The 24,109-nt window shown below is 34.6% G+C and carries 28 protein-coding genes; 8 read left to right on the top strand and 20 right to left on the bottom strand.

Going from position 1 to position 24,109, the window contains the following annotated elements; translation table 11 throughout:
* Positions 1-164 precede the first annotated feature (164 nt).
* The 4 genes from CO726_RS26035 to cotH all read right to left on the bottom strand — a co-directional run bounded on the left by CO726_RS26035 (position 165) and on the right by cotH (position 4,148).
* Positions 165-1,544: a putative polysaccharide biosynthesis protein gene (locus CO726_RS26035; RefSeq protein ID WP_099686175.1), complete on the bottom strand. Its 1,380-nt coding sequence runs from the start codon at positions 1,542-1,544 to the stop codon at positions 165-167.
* A 96-nt stretch (positions 1,545-1,640) separates the two neighbouring features.
* Positions 1,641-2,243 carry an undecaprenyl phosphate transporter UptA gene (gene uptA / locus CO726_RS26030; RefSeq protein ID WP_098760540.1) on the bottom strand — a complete coding sequence of 201 codons (603 nt, stop codon included), beginning with the start codon at positions 2,241-2,243 and terminating at the stop codon, positions 1,641-1,643.
* Positions 2,244-2,347: 104 nt separating this feature from the next.
* On the bottom strand, positions 2,348-2,965 hold the full coding sequence (locus CO726_RS26025) for an NUDIX hydrolase N-terminal domain-containing protein (RefSeq protein ID WP_099686174.1): 618 nt from the start codon (positions 2,963-2,965) through the stop codon (positions 2,348-2,350).
* Positions 2,966-3,071: 106 nt separating this feature from the next.
* On the bottom strand, positions 3,072-4,148 hold the full coding sequence (gene cotH / locus CO726_RS26020; RefSeq protein WP_099686180.1) for a spore coat protein CotH: 1,077 nt from the start codon (positions 4,146-4,148) through the stop codon (positions 3,072-3,074).
* A gap of 181 nt (positions 4,149-4,329) precedes the next feature.
* Here cotH and exsB point away from each other — a divergent pair, with 181 nt between their 5' ends.
* On the top strand, positions 4,330-4,863 hold the full coding sequence (gene exsB, locus CO726_RS26015; RefSeq protein WP_099686173.1) for an exosporium protein ExsB: 534 nt from the start codon (positions 4,330-4,332) through the stop codon (positions 4,861-4,863).
* 42 nt (positions 4,864-4,905) lie between these two features.
* On the opposite strand, the gene CO726_RS26010 is transcribed toward exsB, so the two are convergent.
* The 6 genes from CO726_RS26010 to CO726_RS25985 all read right to left on the bottom strand — a co-directional run bounded on the left by CO726_RS26010 (position 4,906) and on the right by CO726_RS25985 (position 9,776).
* On the bottom strand, positions 4,906-5,517 hold the full coding sequence (locus tag CO726_RS26010; RefSeq protein WP_099686172.1) for a phosphoserine phosphatase 1: 612 nt from the start codon (positions 5,515-5,517) through the stop codon (positions 4,906-4,908).
* 13 nt (positions 5,518-5,530) lie between these two features.
* Positions 5,531-6,076 carry a short-chain dehydrogenase gene (locus CO726_RS26005; RefSeq protein ID WP_099686171.1) on the bottom strand — a complete coding sequence of 182 codons (546 nt, stop codon included), beginning with the start codon at positions 6,074-6,076 and terminating at the stop codon, positions 5,531-5,533.
* Positions 6,077-6,088: 12 nt separating this feature from the next.
* A complete protein-coding gene (gene fosB, locus CO726_RS26000) occupies positions 6,089-6,505 on the bottom strand; it encodes a FosBx1 family fosfomycin resistance bacillithiol transferase (protein ID WP_099686170.1) in 417 nt (138 codons plus the stop codon).
* Between the two features lie 58 nt (positions 6,506-6,563).
* Positions 6,564-8,225 (bottom strand): peptide ABC transporter substrate-binding protein, encoded by a 1,662-nt coding sequence (locus CO726_RS25995; protein WP_099686169.1) that lies wholly within the window; start codon positions 8,223-8,225, stop codon positions 6,564-6,566.
* A gap of 83 nt (positions 8,226-8,308) precedes the next feature.
* Positions 8,309-9,298: a DUF2628 domain-containing protein gene (locus CO726_RS25990; protein WP_136699855.1), complete on the bottom strand. Its 990-nt coding sequence runs from the start codon at positions 9,296-9,298 to the stop codon at positions 8,309-8,311.
* A gap of 25 nt (positions 9,299-9,323) precedes the next feature.
* On the bottom strand, positions 9,324-9,776 hold the full coding sequence (locus tag CO726_RS25985) for a methylated-DNA--[protein]-cysteine S-methyltransferase (protein WP_000283892.1): 453 nt from the start codon (positions 9,774-9,776) through the stop codon (positions 9,324-9,326).
* Positions 9,777-9,909: 133 nt separating this feature from the next.
* Here CO726_RS25985 and namA point away from each other — a divergent pair, with 133 nt between their 5' ends.
* A complete protein-coding gene (gene namA, locus CO726_RS25980; RefSeq protein ID WP_099686167.1) occupies positions 9,910-10,947 on the top strand; it encodes an NADPH dehydrogenase NamA in 1,038 nt (345 codons plus the stop codon).
* Positions 10,948-10,976: 29 nt separating this feature from the next.
* Here the strand turns inward: namA and CO726_RS25975 are convergent, their stop codons facing one another.
* Complete coding sequence (locus CO726_RS25975) at positions 10,977-11,636, bottom strand: oxidoreductase (RefSeq protein WP_099686166.1); 660 nt, start codon at positions 11,634-11,636, stop codon at positions 10,977-10,979.
* A 115-nt stretch (positions 11,637-11,751) separates the two neighbouring features.
* Positions 11,752-11,901 (bottom strand): hypothetical protein, encoded by a 150-nt coding sequence (locus CO726_RS31960; protein WP_169513085.1) that lies wholly within the window; start codon positions 11,899-11,901, stop codon positions 11,752-11,754.
* Between the two features lie 267 nt (positions 11,902-12,168).
* Between CO726_RS31960 and CO726_RS25965 the strand changes: the two genes are divergently transcribed.
* Both CO726_RS25965 and CO726_RS25960 read left to right on the top strand, forming a co-directional pair.
* Positions 12,169-13,119 (top strand): metal ABC transporter substrate-binding protein, encoded by a 951-nt coding sequence (locus CO726_RS25965; RefSeq protein WP_098760551.1) that lies wholly within the window; start codon positions 12,169-12,171, stop codon positions 13,117-13,119.
* Positions 13,120-13,254: 135 nt separating this feature from the next.
* On the top strand, positions 13,255-13,725 hold the full coding sequence (locus CO726_RS25960; RefSeq protein WP_099686165.1) for a GNAT family N-acetyltransferase: 471 nt from the start codon (positions 13,255-13,257) through the stop codon (positions 13,723-13,725).
* Between the two features lie 94 nt (positions 13,726-13,819).
* Here the strand turns inward: CO726_RS25960 and CO726_RS25955 are convergent, their stop codons facing one another.
* A complete protein-coding gene (locus CO726_RS25955) occupies positions 13,820-14,770 on the bottom strand; it encodes a CobW family GTP-binding protein (RefSeq protein ID WP_099686164.1) in 951 nt (316 codons plus the stop codon).
* Between the two features lie 165 nt (positions 14,771-14,935).
* Here CO726_RS25955 and CO726_RS25950 point away from each other — a divergent pair, with 165 nt between their 5' ends.
* Positions 14,936-15,838 carry an aldo/keto reductase gene (locus CO726_RS25950; protein WP_099686163.1) on the top strand — a complete coding sequence of 301 codons (903 nt, stop codon included), beginning with the start codon at positions 14,936-14,938 and terminating at the stop codon, positions 15,836-15,838.
* A gap of 24 nt (positions 15,839-15,862) precedes the next feature.
* Here the strand turns inward: CO726_RS25950 and CO726_RS25945 are convergent, their stop codons facing one another.
* On the bottom strand, positions 15,863-16,447 hold the full coding sequence (locus CO726_RS25945; RefSeq protein WP_099686162.1) for a GNAT family N-acetyltransferase: 585 nt from the start codon (positions 16,445-16,447) through the stop codon (positions 15,863-15,865).
* Between the two features lie 75 nt (positions 16,448-16,522).
* Positions 16,523-17,995 (bottom strand): flavin monoamine oxidase family protein, encoded by a 1,473-nt coding sequence (locus tag CO726_RS25940; protein ID WP_136699854.1) that lies wholly within the window; start codon positions 17,993-17,995, stop codon positions 16,523-16,525.
* Between the two features lie 177 nt (positions 17,996-18,172).
* On the opposite strand from CO726_RS25940, the gene CO726_RS25935 reads away from it, so the two are divergent.
* Both CO726_RS25935 and CO726_RS25930 read left to right on the top strand, forming a co-directional pair.
* Entirely contained in the window at positions 18,173-18,364 is a 192-nt protein-coding gene (locus CO726_RS25935; protein ID WP_098760555.1) for a DUF3896 family protein, read from the top strand.
* Positions 18,365-18,469: 105 nt separating this feature from the next.
* Complete coding sequence (locus CO726_RS25930; RefSeq protein ID WP_099686161.1) at positions 18,470-19,471, top strand: LLM class flavin-dependent oxidoreductase; 1,002 nt, start codon at positions 18,470-18,472, stop codon at positions 19,469-19,471.
* Positions 19,472-19,571: 100 nt separating this feature from the next.
* Here the strand turns inward: CO726_RS25930 and CO726_RS25925 are convergent, their stop codons facing one another.
* The 3 genes from CO726_RS25925 to CO726_RS25915 form a co-directional block, all read right to left on the bottom strand.
* On the bottom strand, positions 19,572-20,516 hold the full coding sequence (locus CO726_RS25925; protein ID WP_099686160.1) for an alpha/beta hydrolase: 945 nt from the start codon (positions 20,514-20,516) through the stop codon (positions 19,572-19,574).
* A 207-nt stretch (positions 20,517-20,723) separates the two neighbouring features.
* Positions 20,724-21,179, bottom strand: a complete 456-nt coding sequence (locus CO726_RS25920; protein WP_099686159.1) for a DUF3939 domain-containing protein — start codon at positions 21,177-21,179, stop codon at positions 20,724-20,726.
* 106 nt (positions 21,180-21,285) lie between these two features.
* Entirely contained in the window at positions 21,286-21,729 is a 444-nt protein-coding gene (locus tag CO726_RS25915) for a Dps family protein (protein ID WP_000105198.1), read from the bottom strand.
* A gap of 275 nt (positions 21,730-22,004) precedes the next feature.
* Between CO726_RS25915 and CO726_RS25910 the strand changes: the two genes are divergently transcribed.
* Positions 22,005-23,045: a YkvI family membrane protein gene (locus CO726_RS25910; protein ID WP_099686158.1), complete on the top strand. Its 1,041-nt coding sequence runs from the start codon at positions 22,005-22,007 to the stop codon at positions 23,043-23,045.
* 36 nt (positions 23,046-23,081) lie between these two features.
* Here CO726_RS25910 and CO726_RS25905 read toward each other — a convergent pair whose 3' ends face one another.
* A complete protein-coding gene (locus CO726_RS25905; RefSeq protein ID WP_099686157.1) occupies positions 23,082-23,450 on the bottom strand; it encodes a DUF3979 family protein in 369 nt (122 codons plus the stop codon).
* Between the two features lie 242 nt (positions 23,451-23,692).
* A complete protein-coding gene (locus tag CO726_RS25900) occupies positions 23,693-23,998 on the bottom strand; it encodes a hypothetical protein (RefSeq protein WP_060490078.1) in 306 nt (101 codons plus the stop codon).
* Between the last annotated feature and the right edge of the window lie 111 nt (positions 23,999-24,109).

Raw genomic sequence — 24,109 nt, 5'->3', positions numbered from 1 at the left:
TCCATCCCCCCACTGATTTTCAGCCCTCACCAATCGGGCTTTTACGGACAGCCCGCCCCCAACCAACCTTCTTTTCTTTCGCTGAATTTTGAGATGAGGATCTTACTGCCCGTTAAAGCGGGATAAACAAAGAAAAAGACAGAGTGCTCTCTGCCTTAAAAAGCTTATGTTGCCTTTATAACATATTTAGAAAGCATCCACAAGTTAAAGCCAACTGAAATCGTATAACCAGCGTATGTTGAAATAATAAAACTTACATAATCGAAATACGGAAGCAATACAATATTTAAAACTATCTTCACAATAATGCCAATCACTAACCCTAGCACTGTTTTCTGTTGTTGATTAATTCCTTGCAGCATCGCAGCCGTTACTGTAAAAAGCGAAAATAGTATACAAGCAGGAGCATAATACTGTAAAATAACTCTTCCCATATCCGGATCATTTCCGGCACCAAATAAAAGAGTATACACTGGTTTTGCTAACACCATCATTCCAATTGCCGCGGGTACCGTAATACCTACTACTAATAGATTCGTCCTCGTAAAATGTTTGTACAGTAACTTCACATTTCCTGCTGTATAAGCTTTTGTCATCTCAGGTACGAGAGACATACTAAAAGCAGTCGCAACGGAAACTGGGATAAGTACAACCATCTGAACAAGTCCAATTATTGCATTCATCTTCTCAGCCTCTCCTTGCATATATCCTATTTGTATAAGTAGTTTATTAATTGTAAATGTATCAATTGTCTGATACAACGGAATTGCTAAACCAACCACAACAAACGGTATTGAATATGTAAAGAGTTCCTTATACAGCGAGAAAAAAGATTTCGTTGTTTGCGGTATACTTGCCATTTCTTTTTTCTTTAAGTGCTTTCTCCTTCTTATGTAATATGCACTTAAAACCGTTAATCCACCTATCGCTCCCATAAAGGCACCGAACGTTGAAATACCAACAGCTAGCGAGACAGAAGCTTTTAAAACATATAAAACGACAAAACTTCCTATCAAAATGGTTAAGACCCGAAAAAATTGCTCTACAACTACACTTAAAGCAGAAGGTCCCATCGATTGGAACCCCTGAAAGAAACCCCTTAATAAACTCATTACTGGTACAAGTACTAACGCAAAACTTACAATTTGAATATTATTAGTAACCGCCGTTATACTATTTCCCGTTTGATCATTTCCATCGATTACAAGTTTAGCCAAATGCGGAGCTAGCATATATAACGCAAAACACGAAATAACTCCCATTATAAACATAAACACAATTCCACTTTTCAACACTCTCTTAACCGTATGATAATCATTTAGTTGATCATATTTTGATACCATCTTTGAAACTGCAAGTGGTAGTCCCATCGTCGCAATGCTGAGCATAATTGTATATGGACGATATGCATACGTGTATAAAACGTACCCACTCGTACCGACCATAGCTGTAAATGGTATAACATATATAAACCCTAACATTTTAGATATCATCGTTGCCATTGTTAAAAATATCGTTCCACGTATAAACGGTGACCCTTTCATCACATTCCCCCGCTACACTTTATTATTACACATTATGGACAACTCCTTTTTTTTAGAACCGAAACAAATAAAAAAGCCAATGAAAAATCATTGACTTTAACGCGCTGTTTTTTTCTTTTTGAAATACTTTAATCCAAAGTATAGAGCAACAAAGAGAACAGCTCCTATAATTATGTAATGTGTGTAATCAGATGCATACTCTTTGATGTGTCGCCAATTCCCACCAAGCTTTTCACCTAAGTATATAAATAGAATTGACCATGGAATAATCGCAACTACTGTATACAGTGTAAATAGTTTTAACGGCATTTTAGCTAATCCTGCTGGAATAGAGATTGCATGACGTACGACTGGGATAAAACGTGCAGAAAAGATTACTCCTGCTCCGTAACGCTTAAACCAATTTTCTGCTATGTCTAAATGGTGTTTATTAATAAGTAGATATTTTCCATATTTCTCTACAACTGGACGGCCTCCATAGTATCCAAGCCAATATAAAAAGATTTGAGCTAAAGTACCACCTATTGTTCCAGCAATAACTGCACCAACAAAGCTAATTTTACCATCTGCGACTAAAAATCCAGCATACGAAAGTACAATTTCACTCGGGATAATTTCAATCATTAAAGCTAGTGCTACTCCAAAGTAACCTAAGCTTGCAAAAAATTGCAATAACTGATCTATTATGTTTGCTAACATTTTCTTTTCTATCTCCTTTTTTCTTCACATACCATCCCATTATTACATAAAGGTTACATTCTGCCAATATCTTCATTCCAATAAAATTATCAACATAAGCATTACTAATCTATTATTTTTTCTTTCTGCGGATCTTTCATGTAAGCAAACATTTCTTTAATTTGCGCTTCAGTATTTCTAGCAATCGATAGATTAGGTAATTCATTCTCACTAAAAAACTCCACATCTTCTGTTTCAATGCTAGTTTTCTTTTCTCCGCCTACAATCTCACATCCAATAAAAATCTTATATACATGCGTTGCTGAAGGTGATGGATGATGTTTTTCTTTATCAAATATAGCCAGTAGCTTAAAATGATCTACCTCATAACCTGCCTCTTCTAAAACCTCTTTTGCTGCTACTTCTGTCGGCGTATAACCGATATCAGCCCATCCACCTGGCAACGCCCATTTCCCATCACTTTTTTCTTTCACAAATAATAGTTTTTCATTTTGAAAAACGACTGCTCTTATATCAACTTTAGGTGTTTGATAGCCTGTCTCACTGGCAAATAACTTCTCTACAACTTCCCAATCTGTCTTTGTGTAATGTGACATCATCGAAATGGAAATATCCCGCAATTGTTGGAAACGCTCTATATCATACACATCCTTAGAATACGTTAAACCTGCTTGGGCTATAGATTGTATTTGTTTTACCCAATCAATCCATTTTACCGTCATGTTTCCACATCCCCCATCCTCTTTCGAATGAATATTAAGTCAATTTGATTGATACATCTTTATTATACAAAAAAAGAGATTGATAATGTTCCAATCTCTTTCAAAATTAATCCAATTCATGTAAATGGTCTTGTATATACTTTCTTCTTTTATTTATATATTCATCAATCATATCAGCCTCTTGATCAAATGTTTCTAATTTCTCTTTCATATATGGATCTTGTAGTAAATATGGACGAATTAATTCACACAAACCCTCTACTTTAGGCATCATAAACGAAACGGTAAATTGTTCTTCTAATATTTCTTCTAAAATACTTCGATATTGTTTTCTAAATACAGGTATATCTAACAATCTTGCACTTAACGTGTTATATCCTTGAATACGAATATATTCATGATTAAGTGGCCTCCCTTGCACATCTCGCCCCCAAGTCGCATCATAATCCCACGGTATCACTTCAAATAAATTCGTTTCATCGTTATGATATAGTGCATAGTTATGAACAAAACCATCAAAGTTTTGCGTAAAAATGACGCCAGCTAACCACCGTAAATATTTGTCTACATGTAGAAACTTCCCAATTTCTTTTTCATAAGATTCCCTAGACAAAGTATTCGCTTGAAATACAAATTCACTCAATTGTTCTTCACTATTTTCATTCGAACATTTAAATTCATAACCAGCAAAAAGCTCGGTCTTAACATCTTTCTCTCTCTCACTCATTAAAGAAAAATTCGCATCATCATCTATCGCATAATAAATAGAACCACTCGGCAACCCTCGATTTTTCAAAAAGTTTTCATCAACTGATTCTAATTGTAAATATACGCCTTGAATTTGACCATTAATTTTTATAAATACATGTTGTGACTTCGGTGAAAGTACACCAATATCATGAAAAAAATCTAGTGATAATTTATTTCGAATGAGGGACGGATCCATAAACTCTGAATTTAAATGAAACTCTTTCGCGCCTTGAAATTTTTTCGGTTTATAAAACATAACATGATAAGACTTTTTCTCAAATTCTCGAATATGAGCCCCTCGGTATACGATATCAATATCATACTTCTTTTTTCCATAAGTTAATTTTGCTGGCACTGGACTGTCTGACCAAATATCTTTTTTCAATTCCACTAAGTACATTGGATGAATAAAAAAATCATATGAAGGTAGCATATTTCCACATCCCTTCTCAGTTCTCTTCATTCAATGTATGCACTTCGCCTTGTCCATACCTCCACTATCAACCATTTATATAAAATTACACTCTTGTCCTGTTCAGAAAGATACCCACATACATATCCTGTTAAGGAAAAAGAATACCTTTTCAATTAAATACATGATAAGGAGGATTTCTATGAAACGAGATATTAGAAAAGCTGTCGAAGAAATCAAAAGTGCTGGGATGGAGGATTTCTTACATCAAGATCCAAGTACGTTTGAATGCGATGATGATCGCTCTTCAAAAATTGAGTGTAGCGATGATTGTAAATGTCCAAGAACAAGATGTACTCGCGTGAAACATTGTACATTCGTTACAAAATGTACTCACGTTAAAAAGTGGACATTTGTTACGAAATGTACTCGCGTTCGTGTTCAAAAATGGACGTTCGTTACGAAAATAACACGTAGAAAAGAATGCGTTCTAGTTACAAAACGTACTCGCAGAAAGCATTGTACGTTCGTTACAAAATGTGTGCGCTTTGAAAAGAAATTTTACTGGACAAAACGATGTTACTGTAAAAAGTGTGAATTCTTCCCTCACAGCCACGGCGGCTCTCGCGATGATTCATGGGGTCATGGTAAAGATTGTCACGATGGCGGACATAAATTCCCATCTTGCAAAAACAAGAAATTCGATCACTTCTGGTACAAAAAGCGTAATTGCTAATTTTCATACAAAAAGGCCGTTTTCACGGCCTTTTTTGTATGCTTACTGAAAATGACTTATATCCGCAAATTGCTTCACTACACCTTTACCGTCTTCAAATTCTATTACACTAAGACTAGCACTATGCATAAATGGATCATCCCATACATTCTCTATTTCAATACCCGCAAAATGTCCTACAAGTAATTTTGCCGCTGCCGCATGGGAGACAATTAATATACTTTCTCCTTTATGCTTTTCTAAAAGAAGCTGTATCCCCTCCATTACCCTATTTTGAACAGCCTCAAAATTTTCTCCTGATGTGGATTGAAAAAGATGTGGCTCATACCAAAATAACTGTATTTCGTCTGGGTATTGCCTTTCTATATCATCAATTGTCTGTCCTTCCCAAATCCCCATGTTAATTTCATAGAAATGCTCATCCGCGATTATCGGTATATCACGATCGCCCTTTATTAACTCTGCAGTATGAAGAGTTCTTTCACTCGGACTACTATAGATTGCATTGATAGATAAATCTTTCATTCGATCTCCTAATCGCTTAGCTTGTAGCATACCATTTTCAGTTAAAGCAGAATTTTTCCGCCCTTGCATTCGCTTCGCTACATTCCATTCCGTTTCACCATGCCTTGTTACATATACAGTTGTTTTCATTTCGCATTCCCCCTTACCATGTTGGCCGCAATTCCCACGCTTCTACTCGCCCTACAATCCATTCATCGCATTTACTATCAATCCCCTTTATTACCCCATCTGATATCTCTTCATGAGTAAGCCATCTTCCGTATGTATCTTCTAATATAAACCCTAATATAATTCTATGATAACTACATCGCGTACCACCTATTTTTTGTGTAGTCATACGCGACGCTTTACTGCCTAAAATATGAAAAACGCTGTATGTTTCAGACAACAAGTCTAATTCTTTACAAATGAGTGATAACGCATCCTTTGCGCTTGCGTGTATCCATGCGACAACTAATGTTATTGGGCCATTCCTCTCAATTGTACGTTTAATAGCTAACTTTACATCGTCATCATTATGATAATCTAACGGAAGGCATGTAATACTTTCTGGTGTAGCACTCTCTTGCTTAACATTTTCTAATCTCCCTTCATCTCTTCCAATAATAGAAACATGAAACCCTTGCTCACAAAGCCACATAGAAACTCTCTTTAACATCCCTGTTCCACCAATTACTAGTGCATGCAACTTCCTCCCCCCTTAGTAAAATGTCATATGAGGTTTATCTTCCTTATAATAAGTAAGTCGGTCTTGCAATGTCCCTGAATGAAATTCAAACTTATGGCCATCTGGATCAACAAAATATATAGACTCACAATCCCTTACATCTCGTTCTCTTCCTTGTAATATATGAACATCGTTTTCTTCTAATCGCTGCAGTAGACGTTCAAAGTCTTTCTGTTCAACAGAAAACGCAATATGTGTATAAGATTGATGAATCTCATTTCTCGGAATATGTATTTCTTCATTAAGTGCTATCCATACTCCACATATATTAAAATATGCAAGTTTTCTTCCTCTAACTAATAATTCTCCTTCCAATACTTTTTCGTAAAATGTAATAGAATCTTCTAAATTAGATACTGAAAAACAAAGATGATTGATTCCTTTTAACAACCCTAATTCCTCCTATATAAATAAAAGATGAGCGAAAATTCACTCATCCTTTATTATACTATTTCTTTGTAATATATGCCCATTTATAACTGAAATCTCCACCAAACGTATGATTTGCAATACCTTTTACGTATGGTTTCTCTAAATATGCGGTACTTTGTTGGTACGTAGGAGAAATGGCAGCATCTTGACTAATTAAGATTTTTTCAGCTTCTGCAAGTGCATTCCAGCGTGCTTTATCATCTTTTAATAGCTCTCCTTTTGATTTCGCTACTAAATCATCATACTTCGGATTAGAATAATCCATTTCATTAAATGAGCTTCCAGTAACAAACATATCAATATAAGTCATTGGATCTGGATAATCTGGACTCCATGCAGATAAAGAGAATTCATATTCAAATTTCTTTTCTAAATCTAACTTCTGCTTATATGGCTGTTGTTTCAAATTCACTTTAATACCAGGTAAGTTTTTCTCTAACTCTTCTTTAATAAAGTCGCCCACTTTTTTACGGCTACCGTTATCATCATTTAGTAATTCTACTGTAATTGTATCTTGGCCAAGTTCCTTCTTCGCTTCTTCCCATAATTTTTTTGCTTTTGCTGCATTATCTTTACTGTCACGGAAATTTTTATTTACAGAACGGAAATCTTTCCCATCTGGTCCTGTCGTAAATTTTTCAGGTACTAAGAAATATGCTGGTAATGATCCGTCATTTAAAATAACATTTGCAATTCCTTTTTTATCATATGCCAGATCAATCGCTTCACGAACTTTTTGGTTTTTAAACGTTGCATTTTTTTGGTTAAAACGTAAGAAATACATACGTGGATCTAACTTCGTTTTAAATTCATCTGGCTTATTCTTTTTATATTTATCAACAAATTCAGAAGTTAAAATAACTCGATCCGCTTGATCACTATCATATAAATTTACTCCTGTGCTCGTTTCCTTCACAATATTCACATTAATTTCTTCTAACTTCACAGTATCTTTATCCCAATAATTAGGGTTTTTCTTTAACTGATAACTTCGTTCATGTTTCCATTCACTCATCGTAAATGGTCCATTATATAATAATTTATCTGCTTCTAATCCGTATTTATCTCCTTGTTCTTTCACATATTTTTCATTTATAGGGAAAAATGTTGGAAATGAAGTAAGCTCAAGGAAATATGGTGCTGGTTGTTCTAATTCTACTACTAACGTTTTATCATCCTTCGCTTTCACTCCTAATTGATCTAACGGTAATTCTCCTTTATTGACTTTCTGTGCATTTTTCACATCAAATAAAATAAATGCATACTCAGCTGCCGTTGCTTTATCTAATGTACGTTGCCATGCATATACAAAATCTTGCGCTCGAACTGGATCACCATTAGACCACTTTGCGTCTCGTAATTCAAATGTATATGTCTTTTTATCTTCACTCATTTTCACGTTTTTTGCCATACCTGGAGTTGGTTTATTATCCTTATCCAAACGATATAATCCTTCCATTGCATTTACAAAGGCACGGAATGATACAGAGTCTGTTGATTTTGACGTATCCATTGAAGGTATTTCTGCTGTTTCTAGTAAGTTTAATACTTGCTTATCTGCTGCTCCCTTACCCGTTTCTTTCTTCGTTGTAGATGCCTTCTCCCCATTTCCGCAACCTGCAACTAATACACTAGTCGATAATGCAACTGCAGCAATCGTTGTTACCTTTCTCTTCATTCTTCCTTCCCCCAATCTATATGTATAAATGAAAGCCAGTATAATACATATTATTATACAAAAGATTCAGATTATTTCAAATATTATTTTCGTATATACAAAAAAAGAAGCGGATAGAGAGCTCTTCTATCCACTTCTTTTTCTACTGCTTTTACTTGTAATCCATCCTCTATGTCAAATGGGTTTTGAACTTTAAATATTTCGTCCATTATCTTCAAAAATTCTTCCTCATTTTTAGATTCTCCATTAATCGTAAGTGAGTACGGCTCAATCTCACCCAATTTATAATCAACAATAAATTGGATCGTAACCTTTTTCTTCGACATATCCGGACTATCCCCTTGGAACTCTACCAATTCTAATCCTTCGGTGCCACGATAATATGCCCAACCCGGATTTCTAAAATAATTTTCAAACGATTCGCCGATAGAAAAGAATGGATATTCATATAGCGAGCTTGTACGAACTTTTTGAATAATATCTCGATCAGTCGGGAAAAAGAAATGGCTGAAAAAAATACTAGCAACCGCTAAAATCGTAACGATTGTTGCTCCCATTTTACTCGTTCCACCACTATCACGAATGAGGTACTTTTCAACCGTTTCATCTTGAATTTCTCGTGCTTTTATTCGATATATACGCCTTTCTGCGAATTGATAATATAATCCATTCGCAAAAATCGCCATTCCAAATAAAATAAAAACAAGTAATAGAAACGTAAGAGGCACCATATTAATGATCGGCAGTGCTACGTTGAAGCCCATATAATAGGAAAACGCATCACACGCTACTAATAACAATACAAATAATGCTGCCGGTAAATAGTACTTACGATATCCAAGCCAACCTACATTGAAAATAGTTGCCCAACCATTCCAGCTCCACCTAGCAATCCGCTTTTCCTCAATCTCCCATTTCCTTTTGTAATACGGATATTGTCTCCCTACATATACTTCTAATTCCTTGTCTATGAGCGAGCTTCCTTCACTCTGTTCAGTATGCAAAGTCCGCTGGCAACTTTCACAATTTAACTGATTTCCCTCGCAAAGTTGCCCACAATTTATACATTTCAAAACAATCCCTCTTCCCATCCATACGTCATTTCAAAATACCTTCGTGTTTTAATAACCACTCTTTCCTCCATAAACCACCCGCATACCCAACAAGTTTCCCGCTCTTCCCTATTACACGATGACACGGAACAATTATTGAAATCGGATTGCGGCTATTCGCTCCTCCTATTGCCCGTACAGCTTTCGTATTTCCGACTTTCTCTGCAATATCTAAATATGAAGCACTTACGCCATAAGGAATAGTATAGAGCGCATCCCATACGTTCTTTTGAAATGATGTTCCCTCGGCAGACAGCGGAACTGTGAACTCTTTTCTTTTCCCCTTAAAATATTCATCTAGCTCATTTATACATTGATCTATCATTTCATTTGTATGTTCTTCTTGTCTCTCATCAACAAATATAACAGACGTAATTCCTTTATCGTTTGCTGTAATTTCTAGCAAGCCTAATTCACTTTCATAATAAGCCTGGTACATGTGTCATCCTCCAATTCAATTCATATTAGTCATTGTAACACGAATAGACAAAATTTTTCGTATAAGCGTTTTATTAGGGAAACAAAAAAGAGAATGATACAATGTAAGAAAATTCAATCTAGGAGGCTATTGGATGAATTCCCAACTTTTTTCACCTTATGCAATTAAGGACGTTACATTAAAAAACCGGATTGTTATGTCACCTATGTGCATGTATTCATCAGAAAACGAGGATGGCCAAGTAACGAATTTCCATCTCGTTCATTATGGAACAAGGGCTGCCGGTCAAGTTGGTTTAGTTATGATTGAAGCAACAGCCGTGTTACCTGAAGGGAGAATTTCTAATAAAGACCTAGGTATATGGGATGATAGCCTAATTGAAGGCTTACATAAAACGACAACTTTTATACATGATAACGGCGCAAAAGCTGCCATTCAACTCGCTCACGCCGGAAGAAAAGCGGAATTAGAAACGGATGCTTTCGCTCCATCCGCAATTCCGTTTAATGAAACAATGAAAATACCAGTAGAAATGAGTTTACAGCAAATAAAAAATACTATATTAGCTTTTCAGCAGGCTGCGATACGTTCAAAACAAGCTGGGTTTGACGTTATTGAAATACATGGTGCTCACGGTTATCTTATTAATGAATTTCTTTCTCCACTTTCTAATAAGCGGACTGATGAATATGGGGGCTCACCTGAAAATCGCTATCGTTTCTTACGTGAAATCATTGGCTCAATAAATGAAGTTTGGAACGGACCGTTATTTGTTCGTATTTCAGCAAACGATTATCATCCTGACGGTTTAACGGTTCAAGATTACGTTCCATATACAAAATGGATGAAAGAACAAGGAGTAGATGTAATTGATTGTAGTTCTGGAGCTGTTGTTCCGGCACACATCGATATATATCCCGGGTATCAAGTACAATATGCTAAACATATTAAAGAACATGCTAACATTGCAACTGGGGCTGTTGGTTTGATTACGACCGGGGCACAGGCAGAGCAAATTTTAAATAATAACGAAGCAGATTTAATTTTTATCGGCCGTGAGTTACTTCGCAATCCTTACTTCCCAAGAATAGCCGCCAATGAACTTGGCTTTGAGTTAGAAGAACCGTATCAATACAAGCGAGCACCGGGGAAAATCAGTACAAATAAATAAAACCGAGAAGCTATTCTTCTCGGTTTTATTTATTCTATCGTTGTAATTTCATTCGAATTATAAATGCGGATCCCTGATTCTTCTTGCAATGCAGTTATATACATCCCTTTTGCCACATCTTTCGCTGAAATTGGTTTATACTTTTTGAAAGCCCCTTTAAATATAAAAGGAATCATACGAGATAACTTTTCAGCCATTCGTTCACCAAAGCGAAATTCTTGTCGATTTCCTACTAATAAAGATGGCCTAAAAATGTGAATACCACCAATGACTAACTTTTGTAATTCCTCTTCCATTCTCCCTTTCACTTGTGAATAAAAGAAAAACGATTTAGGATTGGCTCCCATTGAGGACACAACAAGGAAATTTTGTACCCCTTGTTTTTCAGCTAAACAAGCAGCTCGTAACGTATATTCATAATCTACTTTTTTAAAATTTGCCTTTGTTTTTGCTTTTTTGATTGTTGTTCCTAGACAACTAAATACGTCATCTACAGCAAAGAACTCTTTATATTCCTCTAATGCCAAATAATCTACTTGCTTTTGCTGTAACTTTTCATGTTGCCATTGTATTGGTTCTCTTACAAAAATAGTAACCGAATCGTAGTAATCAGATTCAAGTAATAGACGCGTTATCTCTTGTCCAACTAAACCACTTGCACCAAGTACTAACGCTGTTCGCTTATTCATATATGCATTTACCTCTTATTTTACTTTTCTCTCCTTCAGTAACATACAACTTTTAGGAGTTTCCTTCTCTCATTTTACCACAAGTAAAGCACTATGCGTACGCATAGTGCTTTACTTACTCTTTTTTCTCATCTTTCTCTCGTAATTTTGTTACGGTTGATGCATCTCCTAAATTACTTATTAATCTTCTTAAAAAAATTAAGACTAAGGCTAATGGTATTACTACCGCTAATATCAATAAAATAGCTTCCATTAAGTAACCCAAACACTCATCCCCCTCTACACCCTCCTTTCATATATATGAACACTGCGTTGTCACATATGCATGCATTCCTAAAAATAATACATCCAAATTTGACAACTTTATTACAAAAACAAATCGTAATGATTATTATTTATTGCAACTTTATAAAAGATGTATTATACTAAGTTCGCAAACTAAAACGTAATTATTCCGTTTTGTATTAAAATGATATTTTTCTTCTATAATTGGGGAAGATATATCCGTAAAAAAAGAAAAGAGGAGAACTTCATGCCTAAAAGATTGACTATATTTTCATTCTTACTTATTTTCACTTTAATTTTTACTGGTTGCTCAAATAAAAAAGAAGGTAATGCCAAAAAAGACGGAAAGCTAACTGTTTATACAACTATTTTTCCTCTTGCAGATTTCGCAAAAAAAATTGGTGGCGACTATGTAACTGTTGAAGCGATTTACCCGCCTGGTGCAGATTCTCATACATTTGAGCCAAGTCAAAAACAAACTGTACAAGTTGCAAAAGCTGATTTATTCGTTTATAACGGTGCTGAATTAGAACCATTTGCTGAAAAAATGGAAAAAACATTGCAAAAAGAAAATGTTAAAATTGTAAATGCATCAAAAGGTATTGAACTGCGTACTTCTACTGAAGAAGAGCATCATGATCACGGAGATGGCCATAAAGAGGATGAACATCATCACGATAAAGACCCACACATTTGGTTAGACCCTACTCTAGCAATGAAACAGGCAGAAAAAATTAAAAATGCACTTGTAGAATTACAACCTGACCATAAACAAGAGTTCGAAAAAAACTTCGCAGCACTTCAAACAAAATTTACTGATTTAGATGATCAATTTAAAGCAACTGTTGCGAATGCAAAAACGAAAGATATTTTAGTTTCTCATGCGGCTTATGGATACTGGGAACAACGCTATGGCCTAAAACAAATTGCTATCGCTGGTATTTCAGCTTCTGATGAACCATCACAAAAACAGCTTGCTGACATTACAAAAACAGTAAAAGAACATAATCTACAATATATTTTATTTGAAACATTCTCTACTCCAAAAGTAGCATCCGTTATTCAAAAAGAAACGGGTACAAAAATTTTACGCTTAAACCATCTTGCTACTATTTCTGAAGATGATGCGAAGAGCAATAAAGATTACTTCACTTTAATGGAAGAAAACGTAAACACATTGAAAGAAGCTACTAACTAATCAACTTTTGATAAGAAGCTGAATATGACATTCAGCTTCTTATTTATGTGTTTCTGCTTGACTTGACCACAATAACAAGTAAAATTATCCATATTAGCTTTTAAGCTATATTAATTTAGAAGGTGAGTTGGAATTATGAATCTTCACATTTGTGAAGTAACAGAAAAAAATTGGCGTTCAGTAGCTGCTATAAACGTCGCAAAAGACCAGCAGCAATTTATTGAAAGCAATGCGTTTTCTCTAGCAGAATCATTATATGAGAGAAACGGAACGTCAGTAGGGTTATATGATGAAGAAACACTTGTAGGATATGCAATGTACGGATGGTATTGTGAAAAACGTAAAAGCGTATGGTTAGACCGCTTTATGATTGACCAACAATATCAAGGAAAAGGATACGCAAAACGTTTCCTTCGCTTTCTTATTCAATTCTTACAAAATAAATTTGAATGTAAAACAATCTATTTAAGTTTACATCCAGACAACAAACTTGCAATGGGATTATATGAGTCATTTGGCTTCCGTTTAAATGGCGATATTGATGATGAAGGCCCTGTTATAGGTGTTGTAATGGAGTTACTTTTAGATGAACATACAAGCCTGTGAAAACAGGTTTTTTAATCCTCCGTTTTTGGCAATCTAGTATTTTTCTACAAAACACTTAGTTAAGTCCAAAAATAAGCCTGCAATAAACGCAGACTTATTTCACACACTCCTCGAAATGTTCTTGGAACCATTCTTTATTAATATCTTTTCCAATAAACACGACTTCACTTACTCGTTCTTCGCCCTCTTGCCACTCTCTATCATATGATGCAGCAAACAGTGTATGCACACCTTGGAAAACGATACGTTTATCTACTCCATCAATCGATAAAATTCCTTTGTAGCGGTATAAATATTCACCTAGTTCTTGAACGACAGCTGACATCCACTCATTCAGTTTTTGTAGATCTAACGGACGCTCTTCGCGTAGTACAAACGATTTTACACCTTCTAGATGATTATGCTCTGTATGAGGATAAATTTGTAACGTATCTTTCGTTTTAAACGTTTGAATTTTTAGTAACGATGGAATATCCACATCACAGTTCGTCGACTGAATTAACTTTGCAGTCGGGTTTATTCCTTGAAGTTCATGCAAGAGATTTTCTTTTTCGCTCTCTTCAATTAAATCTAACTTATTCACTAATACAACATCAGCAAATGCAATTTGTTCTTTTGCTTCTAGTCCTTTTTCAAAATGTTTATGTATATGATAACTATCTACTACTGTTACAACACCGTTAATTTGGTATGCAGATTGAATAACAGGATCTAAAAAGAATGTTTGAATAATAGGACCTGGATTTGCAAGACCAGTCGTTTCAATTACTAATCCATCAAAGTCCATTTTACCTTCTGCTTTTACGTCCAGTAATTGTTTTAACGCAACGAGTAAATCTTCCCGTACAGTACAGCATAAACAACCGTTTGTCATTTCCATAATTTCTTCTTCAACATTCATAATCAACTGATTATCGATACCAATTTGCCCTATTTCATTTACAATCACCGCTAATTTCTGACCGTGATTCTCTGACAAAATGCGATTTAATAGTGTCGTTTTCCCTGAACCAAGAAAACCAGTTAATATTGTTACTGGAATCATCCCTTACATCTCCTTATAGCTATATATTTCTACATTATAGCATATAGAGAAAAACGTTTTTGTAGCTAAACATATTTATTGTCTGTACACCTAATTAACTATATAATAACATGTAGTAAGAAAGCCTTTTCAAAATAATAATTATTCATCAAGGGGGTACATATAATGGAACGAGTTCAAATGGCCGAAACACTACAATTTTCTCGTATTATTCAAGGTTTTTGGCGTTTAGCAGAATGGAATATGACGAAACAAGAATTACTTTCTTTCATTGAAGATTGTATGGATATGGGAATTACTACTTTTGATCACGCTGATATTTATGGCGGTTATACGTGTGAAGGACTGTTCGGAGAGGCATTACAACTAAAGCCTTCCTTACGTGAAAACATGCAAATCATCACAAAATGTGGAATCGCTCCCCTATCACCGAAATTTCCAGAGCGTTATGTTGCTCACTACAACACTAGTGCAGAACATATTATTCAAAGTGCAGAAGCTTCACTTAAAAATTTACATACAGATTATATTGACGTATTACTTATCCATCGTCCTGATCCTTTCATGGATCCAAATGAAGTGGCAGAAGCCTTCTCACGCTTAAGACAAGAAGGAAAAGTTCGTCATTTTGGTGTATCTAACTTTTTACCTTCCCAATTCAATATGTTAAGTTCATACTTAGATTTCCCGCTTATTACGAACCAAATTGAAGTATCAGCTCTGCAGCTTGAGCATTTTGAAAAAGGAACAATTGATTTATGTCAGGAAAAACAAATCAATCCAATGATTTGGTCACCTCTTGCTGGCGGAGAAATCTTTACTAGTCAATCAGAACGTGCTGTACGTGTACGTGAAACTGTGCAAAAAGTTGCTACTGAATTAGGTGTTGATAGTATAGATATCGTTATGTATGCTTGGTTACTTACACATCCAGCTAAAATGTTGCCAATCATCGGCTCTGGTAAATTAGATCGTGTTAAAACGGCCGCTCTTGCTACAAAAGTTAACTTAGACCGTCAACAATGGTTTACAATTTTCGAAAGCTCTAACGGACATCCTGTACCATAATGTACAAAAAGAAGAGCCGTTTCTTTACAGCTCTTCTCTTTCATATGTATCTCTAGTCATGGCAAATACACACATATCCCTTAATCCATTTCCATCTACTGCTACACTCGCACTTTCTAACGTACCTTCTAGCTTAAAGCCTAATTTCTCAGGTATCGCTCTACTTTTCTTATTTAAAGAATCACATCGAATTTCTACGCGGTTTGCTTTCAGTTCAGAAAAAGCATAATCTGTTATACCTTTTGTAGCCTCGACCATATAACCCTTTCCACTAAACCTCGAATCAATCCAATACCCGATTTCAAATTGAGGTATATCCCAATTAATGCGATGTAATCCAGCTGATGCAATAAATTCACATGTTTCTTTCGAAAAAACTAGTAATCTTAAATCCTCACGCTGCAAAAATTGAATATGCGATTTTCTAATGCTCACTTCTACTTCTTCCTCTGTTTGCTCTTTTTGTGCAAAAACCATCCATGGTTTTAATTCTTTCATAGAAGCTTGAATTGCATCATATACAGCTTTACCGTCACCTGGTTTCGGCATTCGAATAAATAGCCTTTCAGTATAAAATTTAGAAGGAAAATCGAATAATAATGGATTCACTTTCAACACTCCCTATAATTCTTTTATATATAATAATATCCATCTCAAACTATATAGTAAAGAAATTTCCGAATTTTACACATTTAATTCATTTACTTCTAATGCTACACGAACGCCAGATTCAATTGCCCCTTGTATCCATCCATGATATAACGTTGTATGATCTCCGGCAAAGTATAATCTACCTTCTGTTTTTATAATCGCTGGTTGTAATTCAGATTCTTGCCCTGCCTGAAATAACGCAAAACCTCCAAGTGCATATGGATCCAATGTCCAACTTTTTGATATGCCAGACATGAACTCATCATATACTTGACCGCCTAATATTGTCGCTAAGTTCTGTAGTGTATAATAGATACGATCACCTTTTGATAACCCATCCCATAACAATGCATCATAAGACCATGTATAGCTGCCTAACATCATAGCAGGTCCTTTTTCTCCAATCCCGTGACTTGGATAATATGCGTAACGAATTGGCAAATCTGTTATAATCCTGCCACCTAACTGTCCTTGTTCTTCCCAAAATCGACTTTTAAATTGAATTCCTATTTTTGTCGCTGGCATATAATGCAATTCACGAATTGCTTTCCATTTTTCATGCGATATAGAATCAAAGGGATCTACTTCCACAAAACGCATTGTCGAGAATGGGATTGTAATAATAACTAAATCACCAGTTATACTACTATATTCAAAAGTTTCCTCGTTTCGATAGAAAGCTGTTACACCGTTATCGTGTTGTTGTAGCTTCATTAGTTTTTGATTATATATAATATTTTCTTCCAATTGTGGTAAAAATGACTTTGGTAATCTATCATTCCCACCTACTATTTCACAAAATCCACTCTCCTCTTGCATAATATATATAAAGCGTAACGTCTCAACAAACGACCTTTCCAAGAAACCTTCTAAATCTAATAGAACGCCGATCATCTCAATTGTTACTGGTGAAAAGTAAGTATGATATTGATAAGGATGATACTTTAAAAATTGTCCTGTAGAATATCTCCCAAAATCCTTTACTACAACATCCCAATTTTTCTCTGGGTTCTTTTTAATAAAATTTATAATAGGCTGCACCGCTAATAATAATAACTCCTCTGATGTTTTCCCAACTTCATTCATTTCCACAGGATACTTCAATATACTTGGATCTTTTTCATATTGTTTTAATATCGTTTTTTGGCCATTTACGTAAACGATATCTGTCTCATTCCTATTAATAAAAGGACTTACCTGTAGCCCAAATTTTCTTATATATGCCATCGTTAATGTGTGCGAATACGGAATTCTCATTGCCCCAACATCCAAATATAATTCAGTTTCTTCCATTCTAACAGTCTCTATGCGACCACCTACCCGGTTGTTTGCTTCAAAAATTTTCACCTCATGTCCCGCAGCTTTTAATAAAGATGCCGAAACTAATCCAGCCATGCCGGCCCCTACTACAATAATTTGCTTCGGGCTCGTCGTCTTCTTTAATCCTTTATCTATAATTTTTAACGTTTCCTCCATCTCAGTGTTATACATTATATCTTTCTGCACAATTCCACCCCTTACTTCATCAAATGGGCATTAGTCGTTTAGTGCATTTTATTCATAACTCCCCATAAACATAACAGCATAGCAAGTGGAATATTCACTAAAAATACATAAGAGATAGCTTTCACATTACTTCACACTTCGTATAATATAGCAACAGCAAAGAAGGAGTGGTTGAAAATGAAACAAACTTACGACTACCACGCTACAAAAAAGTATTTAGAAGAAAAGAAACAACAACTATGCAAAAAACTTAGTAGTAAGAATCTATCTAAAAAAGAGAGGGAACAACTAAAACTTGAGATTGATAACTACGAATATATTCTAAATGTAGTCGAAATGAATCATTATGAACGAGGATTTTCACGTTAAAAGTGGATATGTGATTTATCCACTTTTTATTTTGAGCATTTTATTACGAATTTTTCGTAAGTAAATATATAATAGGATGTACATTAAGATTGAGAGGTATATTCTATGATCAAATTAAGTGTATTAGACCAATCACCTATTTCAGAGGGTAGTACAGCAGCCCAAGCTTTTTCTCATACAGTTACACTTGCACAAGAAGTTGAAAAACTAGGATTCACACGTTTTTGGGTATCTGAGCATCATAATTCCGTCAGCCTTGCTGGTTCAAGCCCTGAAATACTTATTTCTCATATTGCAGCAAAAACGGATCGTATAAGAGTTGGTTCAGGTGGTGTTATGTTACCGCACTATAGCCCGTATAAAGTTGCCGAGAATTTCCGCGTTTTAGAAGCTCTTTATCCAAATCGTATTGACCTTGGTGTCGGCAGAGCACCTGGTGGTATGCCAATTACAACTCGCGCACTACAAGAAGGAAAAATGGTCTCACTTGAACAATATCCAGAACAAATTGCAAATGTTGCAATGTACTTACATGATCAAGTACCAGAAAACCATCATTATGCAAATTTAAAGGCTACTCCTTTAATTTCCACATCTCCCGAGATGTGGATGCTTGGTTCTAGTGGAGAGAGTGCAATGATTGCCGCAAAACAAGGTGCTTCTTTTGCATTCGCACAGTTCATAAACGGATACGGCGGCCCTGAAGTAATGAAGGCTTATCAGGAACAATTCCAACCTTCTTATTTAGGAGATAAACCAAAATCAATCGTCTCTATTTTTGTTATTTGCGGAGAAACGAATGAAGAGGCGGAAAAAATTGCTTCTAGTTTAGATTTATCAATCTTATTACTAGAACAAGGAAAGCGTACAACTGGTACTCCTTCTATCGAAACTGCACAAAATTATTCATACAGCGCTTATGATTTATTCCGTATAAAAGAAAATCGTCAACGTATGATCGTCGGTGATCCATCTTCTGTGAAAGAACAAATCGCAAACTTAAGTAAAGCGTACAATACTGACGAATTTATGATTGTCACAATTACTCATCAATTTGAAGATAAATTGAATTCTTATCGCTTACTAGCAAATGCCTTTAATTTATAATGACAAAGTAAAACTTTAATCTGTGGGGGTTTTACGGGCAGCCCGGTAAATAGCAAGATAAAAGGGAGACACATCAATTATGATGCATCTCCCTTTCTTACTACTTATTACTTTTACCGTCTATATATTCAATAGCTTCTTTTAATAATTCATCAAAATCTTCAGGATAATCATGGTTTAAATTAGGTACAACTTTATACTTATGTTCTATATTCTTATCTCTTAATAATTGTACAAATTGCTGCGTACATTCGAAACAATCTTCATCTTGCTCCCCGCACACTATATATCCTTTTATATTTTGATCCTGTAGTACGCCCAACAACTCATTCCATTCTTCAATCTCTGGAAGCCATGGTGCCATAAAAATAAAACCGTCTACAACTATATCTTTTTGTAAAATCGTATACAAAGCTACTCTGGCACCAGCAGAAAAACCGCCAATTATTAACTTTTCTACTGTACGGTTCTCTATAAGCTTATCGTAATGCTCTTTTAATTCTTCTTTCCCTCTATGTATATCATCCCAAACAAAACCATCTGAAAACTGAATTTGCGAAGACTGTGGTAAAGCTAACGTATAATCTTGTGTCAAAACAATTTTCCAATATGGTTCTATTATTCCTATATTTTCTTGATCACCGTGCATTGCAATAAATAGTTTTTCTTTTGTCTCGCTTTCTATATATTTCACGTCTGCTCGTTCTGCTTTCTTTGCTAATTCTTCTCTTTCTTTACATAATTGAACCATTTTCTGAAACTCTTCAAATTTATGTAAGGATTTTAAATCGTCATCAGAAATTAAATACTCATATCCATACCAAAATCCCTTCTCTATAATGGCCTCTCTCATTAAATATAATGCTTCTTTTTCAAGTCCTGCCGCACACGCTAGTGCATATTTAAAATTATATATTTGTGCCTCATTCCCCACTATACCTTTAGCATGCTCCATTATATAAGTGTATGCTTCCAAACTTCCTTTCTTTGCATAACAATGTAATGTTTCATTCAATAATTGAATGTAAGTCATACTATTTTTCATACACCGATTCCCCCGTAATCTTTTATAATATTTATTTCTCAAACCTTTATACCATTCTGTAATCACTGTATATAACTCACGCTAACAATACTTAATCATTACTCCTCTTCTTCCAATAAGTTTAGTATAAATTTGAATAAAATGAAAAATCAATATTTTTATAAACAAAAAAAGACAACAATATATTTATTGTTGTTTTCAATACATCTATCCACTCTTTTGTTTTTTTCTGTCTGGTTTACTTGAAACTAAATAATGTTTTTCTGAAATATATAAGTCTCTTTTTAATATACGATCTAAGTAAGGTCCTAGTTTCATTCCGCATATAAGGCGATCTTCACTACCTTCTACAATTGGAAACATTTCTTTTTCTGTTACATATTGGTCTACTGCCTTTTGTACAAGATCAATTTCTTTAACTAGGTTTAAGTTTTCTTCTGTATGTTCAAATACCTCAAGCGTTTCCTTCGTAATCAGAAAAAGATTTGTTGGAAATGCAGGTAAATATGGCTTTAACAAATCATAATTTACTGTATAATCATCATTTACTAATACTGTATAAACGATATTAGCATTCTTTTCTAGAAACTTAGCCATCGCTTGTTCTAATTCATCTTTCGTAATTTCACGCTCTTCTTTTCCAGTTTTGAAAAAGCGAAACATTGCATCGCCTCCTTTTTACTATATTATAGCATAAAAGAAAACTGAAAAATCACAAAAAAGCCATTGAAAGAATTTTTCAATGGCTTTTTTCTTTATAAACTTATATTTATTTTAAGAACGCACTTAACATCCATACGTGTTGTTCTAATGTTGTATGAATTGCTAACAACATGTCCGCTGATGTTTCATCGCCAGCTTCACCAGCAACTTCCATACCTTCTTTTAATTCTTGAATAAGTGCAGAGTAATCATTCACTAATGTTTGCACCATTTCTTCTGCAGATTCCTTGCTTGTCCCTTCATTCACACTAGATGTTGCCAGATATTCCTTCATTGTCGCTAACGGCTTACCTTCCAATGCTAAAATACGTTCTGCTAATTCATCAATATACGTTCCAGCTTCATTGTAAAACTCTTCAAATTTCTCATGTAATGTAAAGAAGTGTGGTCCTGTCACATACCAATGATAATTATGTAGTTTCACATATAACACATTCCAGTTTGCTACCTGCTTGTTTAATACTTCAACAACATTTGTTTTCGTACTCATACAATCCACTCCTCTTATCATTTCATAATGTTTATCTTTTCATAATGTTTATCTTTTCATAATGTTTATCTTTTCATAACCTAATTACATGTTACCATACATTTCCTATCCTTTCGAACGATTGGCTCATATGTAACAAAGTTTTAACACCTTTAATACTTCCCTAATATCTTTTAATTCATGTATGATTTCTAACAGTTCATACGTCTAATTGTCCAAGCTCATACATATGCATAATAGTAAATCAAGCTCATCGTAGTAGAAAGAGGGATAACATGGACAATCAACAATGGCAAGTAGCAAAGAAAGTCGCTGCTACTTATATTGGAACAGTCGTTGGAGCTGGATTTGCTACTGGACGAGAAATTGTTGAATTTTTTACAGTGAACGGATTTTATGGAACACTTGGCATATGTGTAAGTGGATTTTTTTTTATTTGGCTTGGCACAAAGATGATGTTGCTCTCCTCACAAATCGGTGCATTTTCAGCACAAGAATTTAACAAATACTTATTTGGGGATGTTTTTGGAAATGTTGTAAATACACTATTATTACTCGTATTATTTGGTGTAACGAGCGTTATGTTATCAGGAGCTGGAGCGGTATTTGAAGAGCAACTTCATTCACCAAGACAACTCGGTATTTTCATTACAGTGATCGCCTGTCTCCTTATAGGTAGTCGCGGATTACAAGGTGTTTTTGAAGTTAATACACTTGTCGTACCTATTATGATGATTTTTATTATCGGACTTGCTATTACAACGTTTTTTCACGGTACAACTCCTATTAGTAACACTATTCCTGCAGAAAGCTGGAATATGAAGTGGGTAACTAGTCCTATTACATATGTCGCCTTAAATCTTTCTCTCGCCCAAAGCGTCCTCGTCCCGTTAGCCAGTGAAGTAAAAGATCGAAAGGCCATTTTATGGGGCGGTATTTTAGGTGGGGCAGGACTTTCTTTAATATTATTATGTAGTCATTTAGCTATCTTATCAGTCGACCAATTTTATCAATATAACATTCCAATGGCTGAAGTCATAAGGAAATTCAATGCCACTTTTCACTTTTTCTTTGTTCTTATCATTTTCGGTGAAGTGTTCACAACTTTAGTTGGCAATGTGTTCGGAATGACAAAACAAATGCAATCCATCACCGGTTGGAAAAGTAACAATATTATTTTCTTCATTTTACTAATAAGCTATTGCTTTAGTTACGTTGGTTACAGTGAATTACTCCACATTCTATATCCTATAATCGGATGGGTCAGCATCATTTTACTTCCAATTATTGCTTTTAAACAACTTCAAAAAACATAAAAGAAGCATCCATGTAATTGGATGCTTCTTTTATGTTCATTCACAATCATCACATACTTCCCAGTACGGACCCATTTCGAGTGCTAAATATGGCTTTAATTGTAACCGAATCATCCGACTAGGCATACGTTCTAAAACGAATTGAATCCCTTCTTCCTCTTCGTCTAATTCAACTTTTGAAATGGCAATTCTTTGCATAGTAGAAATAGGCATTCCATCTTTATATAAAGTGATTTTCACCTCATCATATTCATTAAAATACAATTCAACACTCATTTGATTTTTCAACATTTTATCAACAATTTTATATTTATCATTTCGTTCCTGGATTATATATTTCCAGCCGCCTCTACCTTCTTCTTTCGGAGCTGCTTGAAATAATGTCATCAAATCCTCGTATAGCATAAGATAACCCCTCTCTTACTAAAAAACGATGAGTATTTTATATACCCTTTATCTCTATCACTATCCATATGTATTGTACCATATATCAACGTTCTTACCGTATTCATTTGCTTCATAACTGCATATAAAACAACTGATTTTCTTCATTACTATATGAATTGTCTCTTATTTAATTTTGGTCCATCCTCCTCTTATTATTTGCTTGCAACAACAAAAAAGGAGAGTGACTTATATCACTCTCCTTAAAAGAATTTCCCAGTAGCTGCTAACGCTAATACTAATATTAAAATTGTAAATAATAATGATACAATGAAACTAAAAATAGGTAATGCTTTCTTTTCATTTTTCTTAAAGAGTAACTTTAAACTAAGAAAAATGTTTACTGGTACAAGTATAAAATAAAAATATTTAACAATTTGCACTGAACTATTCGAAAGTGTTTTTAAAATAAACACTTCAATTAAAAAAACTATAAAAAACGAAATACTTAACCAAAATGAGACATAACTAAGCCAAGAATGTCTTTTGGTACCCCAGTACACTCCCATATGAATCTCCTTTTATTTGTATTCTATATGATTATAATTAAACACAAAGTTAACAAATACCTCTATTTTTCGACAAGAATTGTACAAAATATACCTTTACATATCATAAAG

This window comes from Bacillus fungorum (genome assembly GCF_002746455.1).
GTDB lineage: Bacteria > Bacillota > Bacilli > Bacillales > Bacillaceae_G > Bacillus_A > Bacillus_A fungorum.
The sequence above is the reverse complement of the archived record's forward strand: the minus strand, read 5'-3'. Positions and strand labels throughout refer to the sequence as shown.

Bases quoted from the DNA above. Each gene is read 5' to 3' on its own strand.
- CO726_RS25925 (WP_099686160.1), bottom strand. From the start codon at position 20,516: ATGAAAAATAGTATGACTTACATTCAATTATTGAATGAAACATTACAT.
- CO726_RS25995 (WP_099686169.1), bottom strand. From the start codon at position 8,225: ATGAAGAGAAAGGTAACAACGATTGCTGCAGTTGCATTATCGACTAGT.
- namA (WP_099686167.1), top strand. From the start codon at position 9,910: ATGAATTCCCAACTTTTTTCACCTTATGCAATTAAGGACGTTACATTA.
- CO726_RS26010 (WP_099686172.1), bottom strand. From the start codon at position 5,517: ATGAAAACAACTGTATATGTAACAAGGCATGGTGAAACGGAATGGAAT.
- CO726_RS25930 (WP_099686161.1), top strand. From the start codon at position 18,470: ATGATCAAATTAAGTGTATTAGACCAATCACCTATTTCAGAGGGTAGT.
- CO726_RS25920 (WP_099686159.1), bottom strand. From the start codon at position 21,179: ATGTTTCGCTTTTTCAAAACTGGAAAAGAAGAGCGTGAAATTACGAAA.
- CO726_RS25935 (WP_098760555.1), top strand. From the start codon at position 18,173: ATGAAACAAACTTACGACTACCACGCTACAAAAAAGTATTTAGAAGAA.
- CO726_RS25905 (WP_099686157.1), bottom strand. From the start codon at position 23,450: ATGCTATACGAGGATTTGATGACATTATTTCAAGCAGCTCCGAAAGAA.
- CO726_RS25960 (WP_099686165.1), top strand. From the start codon at position 13,255: ATGAATCTTCACATTTGTGAAGTAACAGAAAAAAATTGGCGTTCAGTA.
- CO726_RS25915 (WP_000105198.1), bottom strand. From the start codon at position 21,729: ATGAGTACGAAAACAAATGTTGTTGAAGTATTAAACAAGCAGGTAGCA.
- CO726_RS25910 (WP_099686158.1), top strand. From the start codon at position 22,005: ATGGACAATCAACAATGGCAAGTAGCAAAGAAAGTCGCTGCTACTTAT.
- CO726_RS26025 (WP_099686174.1), bottom strand. From the start codon at position 2,965: ATGACGGTAAAATGGATTGATTGGGTAAAACAAATACAATCTATAGCC.
- CO726_RS26035 (WP_099686175.1), bottom strand. From the start codon at position 1,544: ATGAAAGGGTCACCGTTTATACGTGGAACGATATTTTTAACAATGGCA.
- cotH (WP_099686180.1), bottom strand. From the start codon at position 4,148: ATGCTACCTTCATATGATTTTTTTATTCATCCAATGTACTTAGTGGAA.
- CO726_RS25965 (WP_098760551.1), top strand. From the start codon at position 12,169: ATGCCTAAAAGATTGACTATATTTTCATTCTTACTTATTTTCACTTTA.
- CO726_RS25900 (WP_060490078.1), bottom strand. From the start codon at position 23,998: ATGGGAGTGTACTGGGGTACCAAAAGACATTCTTGGCTTAGTTATGTC.
- uptA (WP_098760540.1), bottom strand. From the start codon at position 2,243: ATGTTAGCAAACATAATAGATCAGTTATTGCAATTTTTTGCAAGCTTA.
- CO726_RS25955 (WP_099686164.1), bottom strand. From the start codon at position 14,770: ATGATTCCAGTAACAATATTAACTGGTTTTCTTGGTTCAGGGAAAACG.
- exsB (WP_099686173.1), top strand. From the start codon at position 4,330: ATGAAACGAGATATTAGAAAAGCTGTCGAAGAAATCAAAAGTGCTGGG.
- CO726_RS25950 (WP_099686163.1), top strand. From the start codon at position 14,936: ATGGAACGAGTTCAAATGGCCGAAACACTACAATTTTCTCGTATTATT.
- CO726_RS25985 (WP_000283892.1), bottom strand. From the start codon at position 9,776: ATGTACCAGGCTTATTATGAAAGTGAATTAGGCTTGCTAGAAATTACA.
- CO726_RS25975 (WP_099686166.1), bottom strand. From the start codon at position 11,636: ATGAATAAGCGAACAGCGTTAGTACTTGGTGCAAGTGGTTTAGTTGGA.